Genomic DNA, 17,862 nt, shown 5'->3' with positions numbered 1-17,862 from the left:
GTAGACGATGATGTTCAAAGAACATGCGGTCAAGCTGGCGATAGCTCCTATCGCCTGGACCAATGACGATATGCCTGAGCTTGGACGGGATAATACCTTTGAGCAGTGTATCAGCGAGATGGCACTGGCCGGGTTTCAGGGAAGCGAGGTGGGCAACAAGTATCCGCGCGACCCGGACCAGTTGCATAAGGCTCTGGAGCTTAGGGGGCTTGAGATTGCCAGCGCCTGGTTCAGCGCGTACCTGACGGTGCGTCCATATGAGGAGACCGCTGCGGCCTTTTGTGCGCACCGTGATTTTTTGCATGCGATGGGGGCCAAGGTGATTGTAGTTTCAGAACAGGGGCGGAGTATTCAAGGACAAATGGATACGCCGCTGTTTGCCAGTAAGCCTGTGTTCACGGAAGCGGAATGGACGGCTCTTGCGGAAGGGCTGGGCGGGCTGGGCAGATTGGCTGCCGAGAAGGATATGACGCTTGTGTATCACCACCATATGGGGACCGGAGTGCAGAGCGCGGTTGAAATTGCCCGGCTGATGGAGCTTACAGATCCGGGTGAGGTGTCCCTGCTGTTCGATACCGGGCATCTGGCCTTTGCCGGCGAGAATCCGCTGGAGGTGCTGCGCTTCCATTTACCCCGGATCAAGCATGTGCACCTGAAGGATATCCGGCCGGAGGTTGTCGAGCGTGTCAAGCAGGAAGGGCTTAGCTTCTTGCAGGCTGTAAAAGCGGGAGCGTTCACCGTGCCCGGCGACGGCTGCATCGCATTTGCTGAGATTTTCGCCGAATTGGCCCAGCACTCCTATACGGGATGGTTCGTAGTGGAAGCGGAGCAAGATCCGGCGCTTGCCGATCCATTGGAATATGCGATCAAGGCGCGCCGCTATATCAAGGAAATCAGCGGTTTGTAAACCGCAGGTGGGCAGTTATTCGCCGCTTGGCGGCTGCCCGGGCGGTGTATATGCGGGGTTGCACGGCTGTGTGCACCCCGCCTTTTTTCATGGACAGGGACAGGTTGGGATGGGTTGAGGCGGGATGTAAAAATTGGATGGCGTCGTTTTTGTTGCTTCGTTGACCGGGTTCAGGCCGCATGTGCTATAATTGCAATTCGGAAGTATAATTGTTGCATCAACGGCCGGACTGCGGCCTGGTATTCTAACGGCTGTATTGAGGGGGTTGTCTATTGTTCCGTACCTGGTATCACCGCTTGCTGCTGTCGTACTTTCCTATTTTTTTGCTTACTGTGACGATACTGATCTTTGCCTCTTTTGTGTTTATCAACGATATTTCACGAATGGAAACCAAGAAGGCGGATCGCATCACTGCCAGCTATCTCGTGGATAACGTGGACCGTACGATCAAGGAAGTCGAACTGTCGGTGCTGGACACTGCCGAAAGCAGCGATATGTATAAGCGTTATTTTAACGATGAAGGCATGGCAGATACGGGGGCAATATATGCAATTGCCCAGAGCCTGCGCAACCTGACCGACAAATCGCCTTACATTCAATCCATTTATTTATATGACAAGAGAAATGAAAGCGTTTTAACAGAAACTGGTTTAAAAGACCTTTCAGGATTTATAGACGAGGACTGGATTAAGCGTATTGCCTCCGGCTCCTTGCCGGAAGGCTGGCAGCCTGTCAGGGAATACAAGGATGAGTTCACTCAGCGCACGTCTGTGCGTGTGCTTACCATTAATAAAAGCATGCCTCTGCCCTTCGGCTCACAGGGTGTGCTTGTCATCAATATTAAAATGAGCGGGATTGAACAGATTGTCGATAGCATGGTCAACGAACAATTGTCCTACCTTACTATTGCCGGAAAAGATGGAAAGATTATTTATCAGGCGCATTCAGACAGCGAAGGGGCGGAGAACGGCAAGCTGCTGAACACCTTGTACCTGGAAAGGCTTGGCTGGGAGTTCTCCAGCGGGATCAAGACGGGGAACCTGTTCGGTTGGGTTTCTGTGATCTCCTATCTCTGGGTGGCGGTTGCGTTCGGAACCGTTGTGTGCGCGGTTCTTTACCTCATATATGTGACCCGGCGCAACTACAAGCCGATTCAGGTGATTATGAACCGGATTGAAGGCCATCAGATTCGAACGATGGACAATTCCACCAACAGGCCGGACGAAATGAAGCTCATTGACGGGGTACTGGAGGATTTGATCAACAATTTGACGGATTATGACAAGAAGAGCAGGGAGAACCTGCTGCTCCAGCGCAGCAAGCTATTCACTGATCTGCTGCGCAGCGAGCGGACGGACAATATCGTCCAGCGAATGGAGGAGGTGTCGCCGCTCACCGGTGCTCACTCCTCATCCCGGTTTACGGTTGTGCTCAGCGAAATCAACCGCTACGAGGAGGTTTTTCAGGAGCGCTACACAAGGGGGGACCAGAACACGCTCAAGTTTGCCCTGATGAATGTCTTTCAGGAATTGGCGCGGGGGGCTGATTTGCAGGGCTGGGCGGAGTGGATCGGCACCGACCGGGCAGCGATTCTCTTCCTGGCAACCGGGACTGATGAGAAGATGACCGAGAAAATCCGCATATTCGCCGAGGAATGCCGCAACTGGGTAGAACAGAATTTGCGCATCTCCCTCAGCTTCGGTATCGGGCCGGTGGCGACTGGTCCGGGGGCAATCCGGGATTCCTATGCGGCAGCGGAGAATGTGATGCAGCATAAGCTCTTGATGCACGAGGATATCGCTTTGGCGGAAGGGGTGGAGGCGCGTCAGCCGCTGCTTGAGACTTATAAGTATTTACAGATGATTGCCGAGTTCGTCAAGCAGTTTCGAATGTCGAGCAGCCAGTGGCGGGAACGGCTGGAAGAGATTTTTGAAGCGTTTGAACGCGATTTTCTGCAGGATGACGATATTCGCTCTCTAATCCAGGCCATGCTGCAAATGCTGAGCCGTGAAGTGGCTGTGATGTCGGAGCAGCTGGAGGATGAACTGTCGGCGGAGAATACCTCGATACGTCTGAAGCTGCTGGAGGAAGCCGAATCCATTGATGAAATGAAGGGTATTCTATTTGAATATTTGACCGATTTATTCCGTACCTATGTCTCCGTCAGTGAAACCAAAAGCTACAGGGCGATGGTCAACGAGATCAAGAACTATATTGAAGAGAATTTTGCCAATCCCGATCTTTCCCTGAAGCATTTAAGCGACCGGTTTCAGGTATCCGGCAAATATGCCAGCTATCTTTTTAAAACGGAATTCAATATGAAATTTGTGGATTTCCTTACGGAGCTGCGGATGAAGGAAGCCGAGCACCTGCTGCTGGAGACGGACTATTCGTTGCAGGATATCGCGCTCAAAGTTGGTTATGCCAATGCCATTTCGTTCGGAAGGGTATTTAAACGGGTCGCCGGCATCACGCCGGGCGATTACCGCTCTTTGAAGCGCGGACGCCTGAACTCCAGAACATGAGCAGCACGACTTTTTAGATAAAGCGTCAACAACTGAGCTTGTGCTAATTATTCCAGGATCGCAATCCTTGCTCGCCAGCCTCCGTCAGGAGTTGCAAACACGGATGCGGTCTTTATTTTTGGTAATTTTGAAAGCGGTTTATTGCACGAAAATGGTTGTATGGATAAACAGGAAGTCTGAATTAACGGCCAGGGGAGCATCCGAAACGGGTTTATTGTCAAACTGCCGAAATTCATGGAATACTGTGGGCATCCCCGGAACAACAAGCGGCCAAGTCGTACATTGGTAACGCTTACGTGAGAGGGATGCAGCTTCAGTGTTACACAGGTTTAAGGTTGGGGGAATCATGAAGTCACCATTAAAAAAGCCTGCAGAGGCGAAGGAGATGGAAAAATGACAGTGAACGTACACAAAGGAGTTCTGAAGAAAGCAATCGGGGTCGGATTAACCGCGGTAATGGGGGTATCCCTGCTGGCCGGCTGCTCCTCCGATTCTAAGAACAACACAGCAAACGGGGGTTCGGCAGCAGAAGGGGACAGCGCCAAGCGCGTCACGCTCAAAGTGGAAATATTCGACCGGGGCAACAGCCCGGCGCCTCAAACCATTACTAACAACTTTTTATCCAAGCTGGTGCAGAAAAATTTCGGCGATCCGAACAACATTGATGTTCAGTATGTACCGATTCAGCGCTCTGAGGAAGTAACGAAGCTGAACGTGCTGATGGCGAGTGACAGCGATGTGCCAGATATCGTATTTACTTATGATTCGAGCGTATTTTACTGCTATGCCCAGCAGGGCGGTCTGACCGATGTAGGAAAACTCCTCGATGAGTATGGTCCGAACCTGAAGAAGTTTATCGGCGACGAAACGCTGTCATTCGGACTGCTTGATGGCAAGCAGTTCTCCATCCCGGGCAAACGTGCGATCACGGGCCGTTACAGCTCCTACATCCGTCAGGATTGGCTGGATAAACTGGGCTTGCCTGTGCCAAAGACGACCGATGAGCTGTACACAACTTTGAAAGCGTTTAAAGAGAAAGATCCTGGCAAGCTCGGCAGCAAAAACATCCCAATGGGCATGGCGCTTGCTCCAGCTCAATATGAAACGCTGATCTACTCCTTCATTAAGCCAATCAGCGGCGATCTGACTTACAGCCAGCGGTATGAGCTGCCGCTTCATGAGGGCTTCAAGGATGCAATGCAGTTCCTGAACAAGCTCTACAATGAAGGGCTGATCAGCAAGGATTTCGGTCTGGATAAGGATAAGGCCCAATTGGGCAAGGATGTCCAGAACGGCAACACCGGCTATTGGTCGGAAGATGTGGATGCCCAGTTCTATGCAGAAGGCACTATGGATAATCTCCACAAAAATGTGCCGGGAAGCAAGGTCACACCGGTAGACGTGTATACGAATGCCAAGGTTGACAACAAACACATTAAATCCCGCTATGCCTCTAACGGTATGTACATCATGATTCCAAAGAGCAGCAAGCGCGCCGTAGAAGCGATTAAATATCTGGATTGGATGGCCACAGGCAATAACCTTATTGATATATACAATGGGGTTGAAGGCGAAAACTATGATATGGTCGATGGAATTCCGGTGGTCAAAGAAAATGTCCCTCAAGAATTTGCCGATCGTCTGTTCAATGGCGGCGACATGGCGATCATCTCCAACGGCAAGAACATCGGCGACCAGGCAACCAATGAAAAAGCATGGGTGATGGGCTTCCCGAAAAACAATCAGGAAATGCTGAAGCAGTCGATCGCTATCGCTAACGCAGACACCGTAGGCCCGATCGTCTTCGGCAAGCCGATTGAAGGGGAAGCGCAATATGGCACTACACTTACAGATAAGCTCGATGTGATCATTGTAAAAACAACGATGGCTAAACCCGATCAGTTCGATGCGGTTTACGAGCAGGAAATGAAGGATTTCATGTCTCTAGGCGGAGCTAAGCTGAAAGAAGAACTGGATCAGGCAGTTAAGGAGCTTCCGGCAAAATAAACAAATAAAGTGAGAGCCGGGGGGGAGGTGCAATGCCGCTCCACCCGGTTTTTCTAAGATAGGAGGAAACCAACTTGAGCAAAGCGTCATACTTCAAACGGTATTGGCAACTATACGCGCTGCTTGCGCTGCCTATTACTTATTTCGTGATCTTCCGTTACGGTCCGATGTATGGTGTGCAGATTGCATTCAAGGATTTCAATCTGTTTCAGGGGATCGGGGGCAGTGAGTGGATCGGCTTTGACGCCTTCCGCCAGGTCTTTGGAATGAGGGAGTTCTACACCACCCTGCGCAATACCTTTATGCTGAATTTTCTTGATTTGCTGGTCTCTTTCCCGGCCCCGATCATACTCGCTATTATGCTGTATGAGATCCGGTCGGTATGGTTCAAAAAAATATCGCAGACCCTTTTGTACATTCCCCACTTTATTTCCTGGGTGATCATTGGGGGGATCGTATACCAATTGTTTGGCAACCAGTCCGGTATGGTAAACGAAGTCCTGGTAGGTCTGGGACTGGACCCTGTTCCGTTTCTAACGGAAAAAAATCCATGGCTGATCACGTATCTCTTCACAGGTGTCTGGCAAAGTGCCGGTTGGGGAACTATTCTCTATCTGGCAGCGTTAACGGGTGTCAACAGGGAGCTGTTTGAAGCTGCCGAAGTGGATGGAGCTACAAGGCTCAAGAAAATCCGCTACATTACGCTTCCGAGCATCAAGCCAACCATCATTACACTGCTTATTCTCAATCTCGGGAAAATGGTCAGCATCGGCTTTGACCGTCCCTATGTTATCGGTAATACAACAGTCCGTGAATACTCCGATGTGCTCAGCACCTTTGTGTACCGGATCGGTCTGGAATCCGGGCAATATACGCTGGCTACCGTAATCGGATTGTTCCAGGCGGTGGTGGGTCTGGTGTTCATTCTAGGTTCCAACTATATTTCGAAAAAAGTAACCGGCAACGGTATTTTATGATAAACAGAAAGGAGACGGAGTGCTATGAGTGAACGTACCTCTAACCGTATATTCGATACCGTTAATATTACATTTGTGGCCGTATTCGTTTTGTTCTGTCTGGCCCCGTTTTTACACATTATTGCAGTGTCGCTTAGCTCGAACCGGGCCATTACATCCGGCGAAGTGACTCTTTTTCCCATTGAAGTGAACTGGAACGCATACATCCAGGTGTTTTCCAATAATGCCATGATTCACTCACTGATCTACACCGTTATTCTGACGATAGCCACAACTGTGCTATGTATGCTCTTCACCATTGCAGCTGCCTATCCATTGACGAAAAGTAATCTGAAGGGCCGCAAGTTTTTTATGTACATTATTGTCATCACCATGTTTTTCAGCGGCGGTATCATTCCTGAATATTTGCTGATCCGCGATTTGAAAATGATTGATACGGTCTGGTCGCTTATTCTTCCTGGCCTCGTCAGCCCTTTTAACCTTATTATTCTCATTTCCTTCTTCAATAATATTCCGCCCAGCCTGGAGGAATCGGCTGAAATTGATGGCAGCTCCCATTTCCACACCCTGCTGCGCATTGTGGTGCCGTTATCCATGCCTGTCATGGCTACGCTCGCTCTCTTCTATGCCGTGGGACGGTGGAATGGCTTCCAGGATTCCCTGATGTATATCAACAGTCCGGAGCTGTATCCGCTTCAGCTTAAGCTGTTCCAGATGGTGCAGAACAATATGGTCTCTGAATTGACGCAGCTGGAAGGGGCGAGCCGGACCGCACTGACACCGGAGAGTCTTAAGGCGGCCACCGTTATCTTCGCTACAGTGCCAATCCTTGCCGTCTACCCGTGGCTGCAGAAGTATTTTGTCAGCGGTGTCATGCTTGGTGCCGTCAAAGGCTGAGCTGCATGGCATAAAGAAAGGAGAACGCAGGTATGCTGAATGATGCGGACCGTAAGCTGGCTGCCAGGTATGCTCCGCGGTTATTTTTCGATCATAACGAGCCGTTCTTCCCGGTTCGCTTTGGCATAACGGTGCTGCGTCAGGACGGTGACTCTCCGTCCTTCCGGCGCCGTCTGGCGGTGAACCGCCCTGAGGTGGAGGCCGTTGTGGAATACGCCATTTACTACGATTATGATATCCAGCATCTATATGATCTGGAGCATGTGTGGGTGTACATCGGCAGGAATGGAGAGGTGGCGGATGTCGAAGCAAGCTTTCACGGTAAATACCTGAAAGGGCTGCTGCGCGGCCGCACCAACCTGAGCGGAACACGTGCTGGACTTTTTGTCCAGCCCGGCAAGCATGCCCTTTCCCCACTTCCCGAACTATTTGAGCTGCTGCCGGGCTTCAGCTCCTGCACGCAGGAGGAGGCAGGGGCGGATGGCCTGATTTACGGCCACTTTCTGGACGGAATTCTGGCGACGGACGATGAGATTAATCAACGAGTCCGCGCGTTTTTGCAAACCTGCCGGTTCACGCCATCCTTGTCCTACGGGAGCTGGGAATATGCGGACCGGGAGGACCTTTTCGTTTCTTGGAGCGAGCTGTTAGCGGAAATCCCTGAGCGTGTCGGGAAAGAGCTGGAACGCCTGTAGGCCTTGGACCCGCCTAGCGGTGCAGAATGTTTATTTGGAGGGAATTACAATGTACAAGCAACTGGTGGACAGTAATGACAGAGCAGTAGCGGAAGGACTATCCCGGCAGGTGCTCGACCCGCAGAGCCGCTATTATGGGGGAACGATTGATCCCGGAACGGGCATTGCCTGGGTCAATCACACGACAGGCACCCCGACCGAGATGTGTTATTGGGGAGCGGCCCTGGTCAACCCGGATTCTGCGTATTACCGGGATGAGGAGCTGTTGGCACGGCTGCTGCTGGCGACGGAATTCGTACTGCGAGCACAGCATGAGGACGGCTCCATCTCCCCGGGCTGGACGAACTTTCACTCTCCGCCGGATACGGCCTTTGTCGTTGTGGGCTACGCTCAGTTGTACCAATTGCTGGCGGGGCAGGACTGGCAGCCGCTGCAGCCGGTAATGGACAATATGCGGCTGTTTCTTGAGCGTACCATTCCCGTCATGCTTACGGGGGGCTGCCACACGCCGAATCATCGCTGGGTGCTGTGCGCCGCGCTAGGGTTTCTGCATGAGCTGTTCGGGCTGGAAGCGGCTGTTCAGCGTGCAGATCAGTGGCTCGCGGAAGGAATGGACATTACGCCGGACGGGGAATGGACGGAGCGAAGCAACGGCATTTACAGTGCAGTCAGCGACATTATGCTGATTCATGCCGCCCGTCTGCTGAATCGGCGGGGGCTGCTGGAACCGGTTCGTCAGAATTTGCGCATGATGGTCTATCTGGTCCATCCTTCGGGCGAGATTGTTACCGATTATTCCGGGCGGCAGGATCTGGGAAGCTTCCATGATCTGGCTCCGTATTATTTGCCTTATGCCATTCTGGCCCGTTCCGATAAGGATGATATGTTCGCGGGCATGGCTGAATGGGCCGGCCGCGCGCTTGAGAATCCGGGCGTCTGCTCCGTCAATGTGCTTGTGCGGATGCTGCTGGAGCCGGAGCTTCAGCAGCCGCTAAAGGCAGAGACACCCCTTCCCGTGAAATACGAGGAAATGCTGAACGGTGATTTCCTGCGGCACGGTTATTTGCAGCAGATGGAGACTGCCGGCCATAACGGGAAAATCTATCACAGCCGGCTGCACACCGATTTCGGAGCGCCTGTTGTCCGCTACCGGGACGGCGACACCAGTGTCACGCTGATCACGGAGACACCTTCTTTCTTTGCGCTGCGTCACGGTTCCGTAAGATTGCTGGCCGTTCAGGTGGCGTCTTACTTTTATCCGGGATATGTGCCGATGCAGGAAATGACCAAGCTGCCCGAAGGATACCGCCTGACGGGAGAGCAAAAGAAGGGCTACTACGGCCCGGTTGAAGGAGCACTCCTTCCGCAAACATCTGAAACACCGGTCAGCCCTTGGTATTTGCTTCCGCACCAGAGCCGTCCGCTTACGCATGAACAGACATTCCGTGTACAGGCGGAGGTGCAGCGCATAGGCGAGGACTGGACAATACGGCTGCACAGCGAAGAACCGGGGGAAGTTATGACCCAGGTCTCCTTCATTTTTGGCCGGGAGGGAAGCTTCACTTCTGGGGAGCTGCAGGCTGCAGAAGAGGACTCTTATCTCTGGAGCGGCGGCAACCTCCGCTATACATGCGGTGAGGAGTGGATTGAATTGACGGGAGGCGAGATGAGCCATCTGGCTGCCGGGGTACGCGAGGCCAAGCTGCAGAATAACTGCAAGGCGGTGCTGGTCAACCTGGTGACCCCATTCGACAAGACGTTCACAATTAAATTATCTCCTTCTTGACTTATGCACCTCATATGTTAGAATAACGGGGCCCTAAATTCTAATATAAAGAAGTGAACTTATGCTAGAGCCCAAGGTGAATGTGAAGCAGGGCCGCCTGTTTCTCGACAAGTATTTTTCCGGAGAATCTATTGACTACCGTCAGATTATAGCTTTATTTATTCCCCTTCTGGTAGACCAGGCCTTTGTGGTGGGGCTGAACGTTGTGAACACGGCGATGATCAGCTCGTCCGGGGTGGCGGCAGTCAGTGCGGTGAACATGATTGATTCGCTGAATATTTTTCTGATCAGTGTGTTCATTGCCGTTTCAACTGGCGGAACCGTTGTTGTAGCCCAGTACAAGGGGAGCGGCAACGACCTCATGGTGTCCAAAGCGACTGCCGGTGCGGTATCGTCTGTGTCTTTGATGGCTTTTGCCATTGGAATGTTCGGGATCATCCTGCATGGTCCGCTGTTAAATATATTGTTCGGCGCGGCTTCCCCTGAGGTCATGGCGAATGCCCGCACGTATCTGATCGGCAGCAGCCTGTCCTATTTGGGAATCGCTGTGATGGAGGCGGTGTGCGGCGCGCTGCGCGGCATCGGAAGGACCCGCATATCACTGATACTCTCGCTGATTATGAACTTCTCATATGTACTCTTAAACTTTGTATTTATCAACGGGCTGCACATGGGTGTGCTCGGGATGACCATCGCGGTCAATGTCTCCCGGTATTTGGCGGCGATTTGCTCGCTGATCTATTTGTTCAAGCTCGACAGCAGCCTGCATGTGAAAATTCGTGATCTGCTGGTTCTGAACTGGTCGATGCTCAAAAGAATCATGTTCATTGGTCTGCCGTTCGCGGCGGAGCAGATGTTCTTCAACGGCGGTAAAATTCTGACGCAAATCTTCATAGTCAGTCTTGGCACCTATGCGATTGCCACGAATGCGATCTGCTCCGCGCTCGCCGGGGTTATGCAGATTCCCGCAAATGCTCTGTCACTGACCCTCATTACGGTCGTCGGCCAATGTATGGGGAGCCGGAATACGAAGGATGCGCGCAAATTTGTCAAATCGTTTCTGTGGCTGTCTTCGGCCTCCTTTGTGCTGATGGCGCTGCTGATCTTCCCGCTGTACAATCCGCTGGTGTCGCTGTTCCATCCTCCCGCTGAGATTCTCAGGGACATCTTCATTGTCTTTCTGATCAATTCAATTGCCCAGATTCCGCTGTGGTCGGTAAGCTTCATTACGCCTTCCGCACTTAGAGCAGCGGGCGATTCCAAGTACACCTCTATGGTCTCCATGCTCTCCATGTGGCTGTTCCGCGTGGTGCTGGGCTACATTCTCGGCATTGTGCTCCACATGGGCATTATCGGGGTGTGGCTGGCGATGAACTGTGAATGGGGTGTGCGCGGCTTTATCTTCCTCCGGCGTTTTCTTGGGGAGAAATGGTATCAGCACCGCGTTATATAGGGTAAAGATATTATGCACTGTGACCCGTAAGATGGGAGCTTTGAAAAAGTGGCCCTCTTACGGGTCATTTGTATTTTAATCAGACTTGCGAACTCCTTCAGTCCTTCGGACACTTGGAAGCATGATGAGCATATACACAAGTGCAACACAGCCAATCGCGAGATATGAAAGCTTTAGCCCGATGGCATCGGTCAGCACGCTGCTGGTCACGGGTCCCAGGATCATTCCTAACGAATAGGCGGTGTTATAGAGGGCAAAGGTCATTCCATATGAAGAAATTCCGCTTTGTTCCGAAATGTCTGCGAGTGCGGGAAGAGAAGGTGCAAGGACTATGCCCATACTGATTCCCAAAAGTGCTAATGAAGCTGCCTGTATCCACATGGAGTTCGGCAGGGCTGCGAGCGGCAGGATTATGGAGACTATTGCAAGTCCGATTAACATCGCTTTTTTATACCCAATTGTGCCGGATAGCTTGCCGATCCAAGGGGTAGCGAGTCCGTAGGATAATGTGGGGATAGCGAATAACATTCCGATAAAACCCGGTTCAGCGTTGAACTTCTCTTGCAAATGCAGCGGGAGGGTCGGCTCCAGCACACTGGGTATTGCCGCACCAATAATAACAACACCGCTGATCAGCAGAAGACCCCGATTCCGAAGCAAACCGAAGGATGAGCGAAAAGTGTCCGATTTTTTCTCTGGTAAATCTCGTAATAGAAAGACTCTAAGCATCCCGTCGGCTACGGCCAGAGCTGCTGCGAACAGGAAAGGAAGCCTGTAGCCGCCTAACTGGTACATCCAGCCCCCTAAGCTAGGCCCAAGCAGGATTCCTGCCGCCTGTCCTGACAATGCAAGCCCCATGGCTTTGCCGCGTTCATCGGAAGGGTACAGATCAGCAAGTATGGCTAATCCCGATGTCCAGGTAATTGCAGCGGCAAGTCCTTGCAAGGCTCTCGCAACTATAAGCATCCAATATTGTTCAGCAAATGCAAATAATAGCGTGGCTGCAGCCAAGCCAAGTAATCCCCATAGCATAGGGGCGCGCCGTCCAATCCGGTCTGATAATGCTCCAAATATAGGCGTTGCGATGAAGAGTGCGAGAGCGTAGCTTCCAAAAAGCAAGCCGATTTCTGTCTGGGATGCCCCAAGAGCGCTAGCATATTTAGGAAGAATGGGCACCACCAGTCCATAAATCAGCATATCCAGAAAAATCGCTATACCGACAACTAACAGAGCTGCTTTTTGCTGTGATTTGGTAATCGTGTTCATAAATAATTTCCATCCTCCTAAGTGAATACTAAAAGTATAATACTAAAATTATAGTATTGGTTTTACGATTGTATTGTAGCAACTAACCCATATTGTGTAAAGGGAGAGTTTTACATTGATGATCTTTACAGATGGCAGGTTCATATATAGTATTTAATGGTGTAGATGGATACTATAGTTTTAATATTATGATTTTATTATTTGAGTGGAGCGAAGATCATGACAAACGTAATGGTTCTGGGGCTGCTATTAAAATATGGGCCGATGTCCGGCTATGAAATCCAACAAGCGATGGCCTCTGCTAAAACAGATAAATGGGCATATGTGCAGCCTGCATCTATTTACCATGCACTAAGAAAGCTCGAAAAGGATGGGTTAGTCCGACTGGAAAAGATTGAGCAAACAGGCAACCGCTCAAAAGCCATTTATTCCATCACACCCAAGGGTAAGGATGAATTTAACAGCATGCTGATCAGCTCGTTCAAGAAGGCTTCTGTTGTTTTCCCATCCGCTCTGTACACAGTCCTTACGTTCATAGATGAAGCGCCGAAGGAAGAAATCATTGAAGCACTAGAGGTACAGCAGCAGGCGATTCAAAATATTTATGATGAAATGAAAGCGGGGCAAAAGGAAAAGGAGAAGTATACTGAAATTTCAAAGAATGTGCTGTTGATCTTTGAAAATATGTATGAGCAATGCGAGGTGCAGCTGCAGTTTTTGCAGAAGCTAAAGCAGGACTTGTTGAGCGATCGGGTATAGTTGGTAACCGAATCTGTTCGGCAGAGAACGGATGGATCATTCCATAATAAGAAGGCGTGCTCTCCGGTCTTTGACTGGAAAACACGCCTGTTCTTGTATAAGCTCTTTATTTAAAAGCTACATCCGCCACAGGTCGTCAACCTTCACCGGCTGTCCTGTGCGCATGGAGCGGTTGGCGGCAATGCCGGTCATGATCGACATTGCGCCGTCCTTGTGGGAGGCAGCGCGGTTGAAGCGGTCCTCCTGTTTTTTATCAAAAATATCGCGCAGCAGCACCGGATCACCCCCGCCGTGTCCGCCTGCGGCGCTTTCAAGCTGAACGCGGTAAGGCTCCTGGAAATGCGGATAGATGGTAATATTGACCGCTTCCAGCGCGCCTTCGCTTTCTTTTTTGCCGCCGGAATTAACGTAGGATTGTTCAGTGATGCGAACCTCCATCCGGCCCTTTGTGCCGTTGAAGACGATAATGAAGCCTTCCCACGGCATATAAGCGTTCAGCGAATAGTTCATGACGGTCTTGTTCTTGTATTTGACCATTACATTCATCGTGTCCTCGATGCTGATGTTATCGCCGAAGACGCTCTGGTCGCGCTGGTAGCCGTCCTCATGCTCGGCATCCAGGTACATGCGCTTCAGGCTCTCGTTCCTGTCCAGGTGCAGGGCAAACGGATCATTCTCGGCCGCCTTGCTGCCATAAGCGCGTTGATAAAATTCCGTGATTCCCCGTTTCTCGGCATTCTCCTTGCCATAGAACCGCAGATCACCCATAGCGAACACGGTATCCGGCTGCGATGCCAGCCAGAAGTTCATGAGGTCGAAGTGATGCGTCGATTTATGCACCAGCAGGCCGCCGCTGTTCCGCTTGTCCCGGTGCCATCTGCGGAAATAGTCTGCTCCGTGCTGGGTGTTCAGCAGCCACTCGAAATTGACGGACAGGATTTCGCCCAGCACGCCGTCCATAATAATCTCACGGATCTTCGTATTATGCGGGGCATAGCGGTAGTTGAAGGTGACGCGCAGATTCTTGCCGGTACGCTCAATGGCCTCGAAGATATCACGGCATTTCTCCTCATCAATGGTCATCGGCTTCTCGGAAATGACATCACAGCCCAGCTCCATCGCACGGATAATATACTTGTGATGTGTGCGGTCAATGGTGGTTACCAGCACGAAGTCAGGCTTAGTCTCGGCAATCATCCTGTCGAAATCCTCGGCTTTATAGGTAGGGACTTCACGATAGCTGTATTTCTCTTTTAGCATCTGGTTGGCAACATTCATCCGGGTCTGATTGACATCGCAGAAGGCCACCAGCTCAGAGGTTTCTTTGTAAGCGGTAACAAGTTCGCCGTAGTAAAATTCTGCCCGGCCGCCGATGCCGACGATGGCATACTTCTTTTTGGACAAGGGGATCACTCCATTTACTTGGATTTGTTTCTATTTTATAGTATAGAAAATGTTAAAAGTGAACGGGAATTAGTCTGATTTAGAGTAAAGTATGCGTATATTAACCTGATTTGGAGGCGCGGGATGGATTCAATATTTGAGGTGGAGCAGATCAGGCGGACCGGGAACTTCAATATGGATACCGACCATTTTCATGATTTCTATGAAATCTATTATTTGCTCTCAGGGGAGCGGCATTACTACATTCATAACCGGATTTATGCGCTGCAGGCGGGGGATCTCGTCTTTATCAATAAAAATGAGCTGCACCGCACGACCAGCCGCAACCGTTCGCCGCATGAGCGGATTCTGATCAGCTTCGATGACCGGTTCCTGAGGCCGGTGGCCGGAATGGATATGGACTGGATGAGGGTATTTGCGGGAGAGAGCTTTCTGCTTCGGCCAACCGCACATGAGCAAGGGGAGCTTGCTGACCTGTTCCAGGCTATGCTGCGCGAGCAGCGGGATAATCAGCTTCGGAGCAGGCTCTATTTGCAGACACTGCTGCTTCAGCTCTTGATCCGGCTGGACCGTATCCGGGAGGCGAAGCCTTCGGTGGTAAACCCTGAACAAAGCGAGGGGCAGCGCAGGGTGTACGATATTATTGAGCACTTAGATGCGCACTATAGCGAGAAACTGACGCTTGGCGGGATTGCCGAGCATTTCTTCATCAGCACCCCGTATCTGTGCCGGACGTTCAAGCAGACGACGGGGTTTACGATTGTTGAGTATCTGAATTATGTCCGCATCCGGGAGACAAAAGATCTGCTGAAGGAGACGGATTGGAGGATAGTCCGGATTGCCCGGGAGACGGGGTTCGAGAGCATCGCCCATTTCGGCAGAGTGTTCAAAAGCATCACGGGACGCTCGCCGCTGCAGTACCGCAAGCAGAACCGGGGGGAGTGAGAGGTGAACTAATGAAGTGAATAGTTTAGTTGAAATAACTAAAAAATAAATGTTTATTTTTAGTGTGAAGCCATAATAACATCACATTTCAGCAGTATAAACGCGTAAATTAGTTCTTTTTTATACTAAACTTACTAAATTTAATTAAACAAACAATTGCATCATCCTTAGATTCGGTGTAAACTTCAATGCATCAAATAAGAACAGGGGGAACCTTAAATGAATTCACGCATGGTGTCGATTTTACAGCATTTGCTGGCTGCAGACGCTCCTGTCAAAAGTGAGCATCTGGCAAAATTGATCCAGGTTACATCACGAACGGTGCGCAGTGACATCAGAGAGCTTGATGATTTCCTGGCCAAGCATGGAGCATCGGTTCAACCTGTTCGTTCAAGAGGCTACGAGTTGAAAATCACAGACGACGGCAGCTTCCGCACGCTGCTCCAGCAGTTGTTCATGTACAATGAACCGGATGATCCGGGTTCTCCTGAATACCGGCAGCGTTATTTAATCAGGCGGCTTTTGCTGGCCGGAGCATATTTGAAGCTGGAGGATTTGGCGGATGAGCTGTATGTCAGCAAGTCCACTGTTCAGAATGATTTCAAGGAAGTCAAGCAGACGCTGCTGTCCTATGGGCTTGGCATTGACAAACGCCCAAACTATGGCGTCAAGCTGACGGGGGATGAAGTCCGATTGCGTTTTTGCATGTCAGAGTTTATCGTCAACCGCTCGGATGAAGAGAGCGTCGGAGAATTGAAGTCTGCGCCTCGAATGGTCTCTCCTGGTGAGATGGCGCTAATACGCAGCATTATTTTGGAGCAGATTCAGAAGCTTGATGTGACATTGTCGGATATTGCCTTTAGCAATCTTTCCGTTCACATCGCAATTGCTTGTAAGCGGATACGAGAAGGGAACCAGGTCGCGATGCTGTCGAATGAAAGAGATGAATTTCGGGCCGCCGAAGAATTCCGGGCCGCCGAGCAGATTGTCGCGATGATTGAACAAGAGCTGAATTTGTCTTTTCCCGAGGATGAGGTTATTTATATAGCCATGCATCTATCCGGCAACAAGTGGTTTTCAGGCCTGGCCGGAGAACAGACGATGGAGGCGGGGCCTGAGAAGCTGCTGGATCGCGGTATTTATGAGCTTGGAAAGGAGATTCTTGCTGAAATTGACCGTGATCTCAATCTGAACGTCAGTTGGGATCAAGAACTGCTTATCGGGATATGCCTGCATTTAAAGCCGGCGCTGAACCGTGTCAGATACGGAATGAACATCCGAAATCCGATGCTGGAGCATGTGAAGAGCAATTATCCGCTGGCTTTTCAGGCAGGGGTGATCGGAGCCAAGCTGATTGAAAGCAAACTCAACATTGCGATTCCGGAGACGGAAATGGGATACTTGGCGATTCATATTGGAGCAGCCATGGAAAGACAGCAGATGGAGGAGAGACCCAAACGATGCCTTGTGGTATGCACTTCGGGCGTAGGCAGTGCGCGTCTGCTATATTATAAGCTAAAGAGTAAATTCGGCGAGAGACTTGATGTTGTGGGGACGACCGAGTTCTACAAGCTGCAGCAGGTCTCTTTGCAGGATATTGATTTTGTGGTGAGCACCATCCCGATCCCGGAGCCGCTCTCTGTCCCGGTTGTCGTCGTGCAGAGCCTCCTTGGCGGCGGCGACATGGATAATATTGAAGCATTACTGACCGGTGAGAAGCCGTATTCCTTCCGCTACATTATGAAAGAGCTCGTGTTCCTGGGACAGAGCTTTACTGCAAAGGAGGAGATCATAACTTTTCTTGGGCAAAAAATGTATGAACTCGGATTGATCCGCTCCTCCGAAGGTTTCATCGGTCTAGTTCTGGAACGGGAAAATGCCGCACCGACGGCCTATGGGAACTTGGTGGCCATTCCTCATCCTATCATTCCGCAAAGCGACCGGACGGTATGGGCGATATGTACACTCAAATCTCCCATTGACTGGTCCGGCCGGCCGGTGCAATTTGTCTGTCTGCTCAGTATTGACAAGAGCGGGGAAGAACCACCGGCAAGAATGTACAAACACCTAATGGGACTGGTTGACGATTCCGAGATTATTCAGCAAATGCTGGCATGCAAGCAGTATGCGGAGTTTGCCCAAATCATTGTCAATCATAAACTGTATTGATTTAATATGGCTCTGCCAGGCGATCAGCCGGATTTTCCGGTAGGCGCGGTGTGGAGTCTTTTATTTTGCCGA

At 50.8% G+C, this 17,862-nt stretch carries 13 protein-coding genes; 11 read left to right on the top strand and 2 right to left on the bottom strand.

The features are described from left to right. Positions 1-10 precede the first annotated feature (10 nt). The 8 genes from iolE to ACX1DY_RS22685 all read left to right on the top strand — a co-directional run bounded on the left by iolE (position 11) and on the right by ACX1DY_RS22685 (position 11,247). Positions 11-907 (top strand): myo-inosose-2 dehydratase, encoded by an 897-nt coding sequence (iolE, locus tag ACX1DY_RS22720; RefSeq protein ID WP_458966497.1) that lies wholly within the window; start codon positions 11-13, stop codon positions 905-907. Between the two features lie 272 nt (positions 908-1,179). Further along, positions 1,180-3,432, top strand: coding sequence for a helix-turn-helix domain-containing protein (locus ACX1DY_RS22715; RefSeq protein ID WP_458966471.1), 2,253 nt, complete (start codon positions 1,180-1,182; stop codon positions 3,430-3,432). A gap of 393 nt (positions 3,433-3,825) precedes the next feature. Next, positions 3,826-5,439, top strand: coding sequence for an extracellular solute-binding protein (locus ACX1DY_RS22710; RefSeq protein WP_458966470.1), 1,614 nt, complete (start codon positions 3,826-3,828; stop codon positions 5,437-5,439). 74 nt (positions 5,440-5,513) lie between these two features. Further along, positions 5,514-6,416 (top strand): ABC transporter permease, encoded by a 903-nt coding sequence (locus ACX1DY_RS22705; protein ID WP_458966469.1) that lies wholly within the window; start codon positions 5,514-5,516, stop codon positions 6,414-6,416. A gap of 24 nt (positions 6,417-6,440) precedes the next feature. After that, positions 6,441-7,313 (top strand): carbohydrate ABC transporter permease, encoded by an 873-nt coding sequence (locus ACX1DY_RS22700; RefSeq protein WP_458966468.1) that lies wholly within the window; start codon positions 6,441-6,443, stop codon positions 7,311-7,313. Positions 7,314-7,345: 32 nt separating this feature from the next. After that, positions 7,346-8,008, top strand: a complete 663-nt coding sequence (locus tag ACX1DY_RS22695; RefSeq protein ID WP_458966467.1) for a hypothetical protein — start codon at positions 7,346-7,348, stop codon at positions 8,006-8,008. A gap of 49 nt (positions 8,009-8,057) precedes the next feature. Next, positions 8,058-9,794: a hypothetical protein gene (locus ACX1DY_RS22690; RefSeq protein ID WP_458966466.1), complete on the top strand. Its 1,737-nt coding sequence runs from the start codon at positions 8,058-8,060 to the stop codon at positions 9,792-9,794. A 61-nt stretch (positions 9,795-9,855) separates the two neighbouring features. Continuing rightward, positions 9,856-11,247 carry an MATE family efflux transporter gene (locus tag ACX1DY_RS22685; RefSeq protein ID WP_458966465.1) on the top strand — a complete coding sequence of 464 codons (1,392 nt, stop codon included), beginning with the start codon at positions 9,856-9,858 and terminating at the stop codon, positions 11,245-11,247. Between the two features lie 75 nt (positions 11,248-11,322). On the opposite strand, the gene ACX1DY_RS22680 is transcribed toward ACX1DY_RS22685, so the two are convergent. Next, a complete protein-coding gene (locus ACX1DY_RS22680) occupies positions 11,323-12,513 on the bottom strand; it encodes an MFS transporter (protein WP_458966464.1) in 1,191 nt (396 codons plus the stop codon). 219 nt (positions 12,514-12,732) lie between these two features. Between ACX1DY_RS22680 and ACX1DY_RS22675 the strand changes: the two genes are divergently transcribed. Then, positions 12,733-13,272: a helix-turn-helix transcriptional regulator gene (locus tag ACX1DY_RS22675; protein WP_458966496.1), complete on the top strand. Its 540-nt coding sequence runs from the start codon at positions 12,733-12,735 to the stop codon at positions 13,270-13,272. 117 nt (positions 13,273-13,389) lie between these two features. On the opposite strand, the gene ACX1DY_RS22670 is transcribed toward ACX1DY_RS22675, so the two are convergent. Next, complete coding sequence (locus ACX1DY_RS22670; RefSeq protein ID WP_458966463.1) at positions 13,390-14,676, bottom strand: Gfo/Idh/MocA family protein; 1,287 nt, start codon at positions 14,674-14,676, stop codon at positions 13,390-13,392. A gap of 123 nt (positions 14,677-14,799) precedes the next feature. Here ACX1DY_RS22670 and ACX1DY_RS22665 point away from each other — a divergent pair, with 123 nt between their 5' ends. Both ACX1DY_RS22665 and ACX1DY_RS22660 read left to right on the top strand, forming a co-directional pair. Continuing rightward, the gene (locus tag ACX1DY_RS22665; RefSeq protein ID WP_458966462.1) at positions 14,800-15,621 is read left to right on the top strand and encodes an AraC family transcriptional regulator; all 822 of its coding nucleotides are present in this window, start codon (positions 14,800-14,802) and stop codon (positions 15,619-15,621) included. A 219-nt stretch (positions 15,622-15,840) separates the two neighbouring features. Further along, positions 15,841-17,790 (top strand): BglG family transcription antiterminator, encoded by a 1,950-nt coding sequence (locus tag ACX1DY_RS22660; protein WP_458966461.1) that lies wholly within the window; start codon positions 15,841-15,843, stop codon positions 17,788-17,790. The last annotated feature ends 72 nt before the right edge of the window (positions 17,791-17,862 follow it).

The sequence above is a fragment of the Paenibacillus sp. BAC0078 genome, from assembly GCF_054483875.1.
Note: the sequence above shows the minus strand (reverse complement) of the source record. Positions and strands in the feature narration are given on the sequence as shown.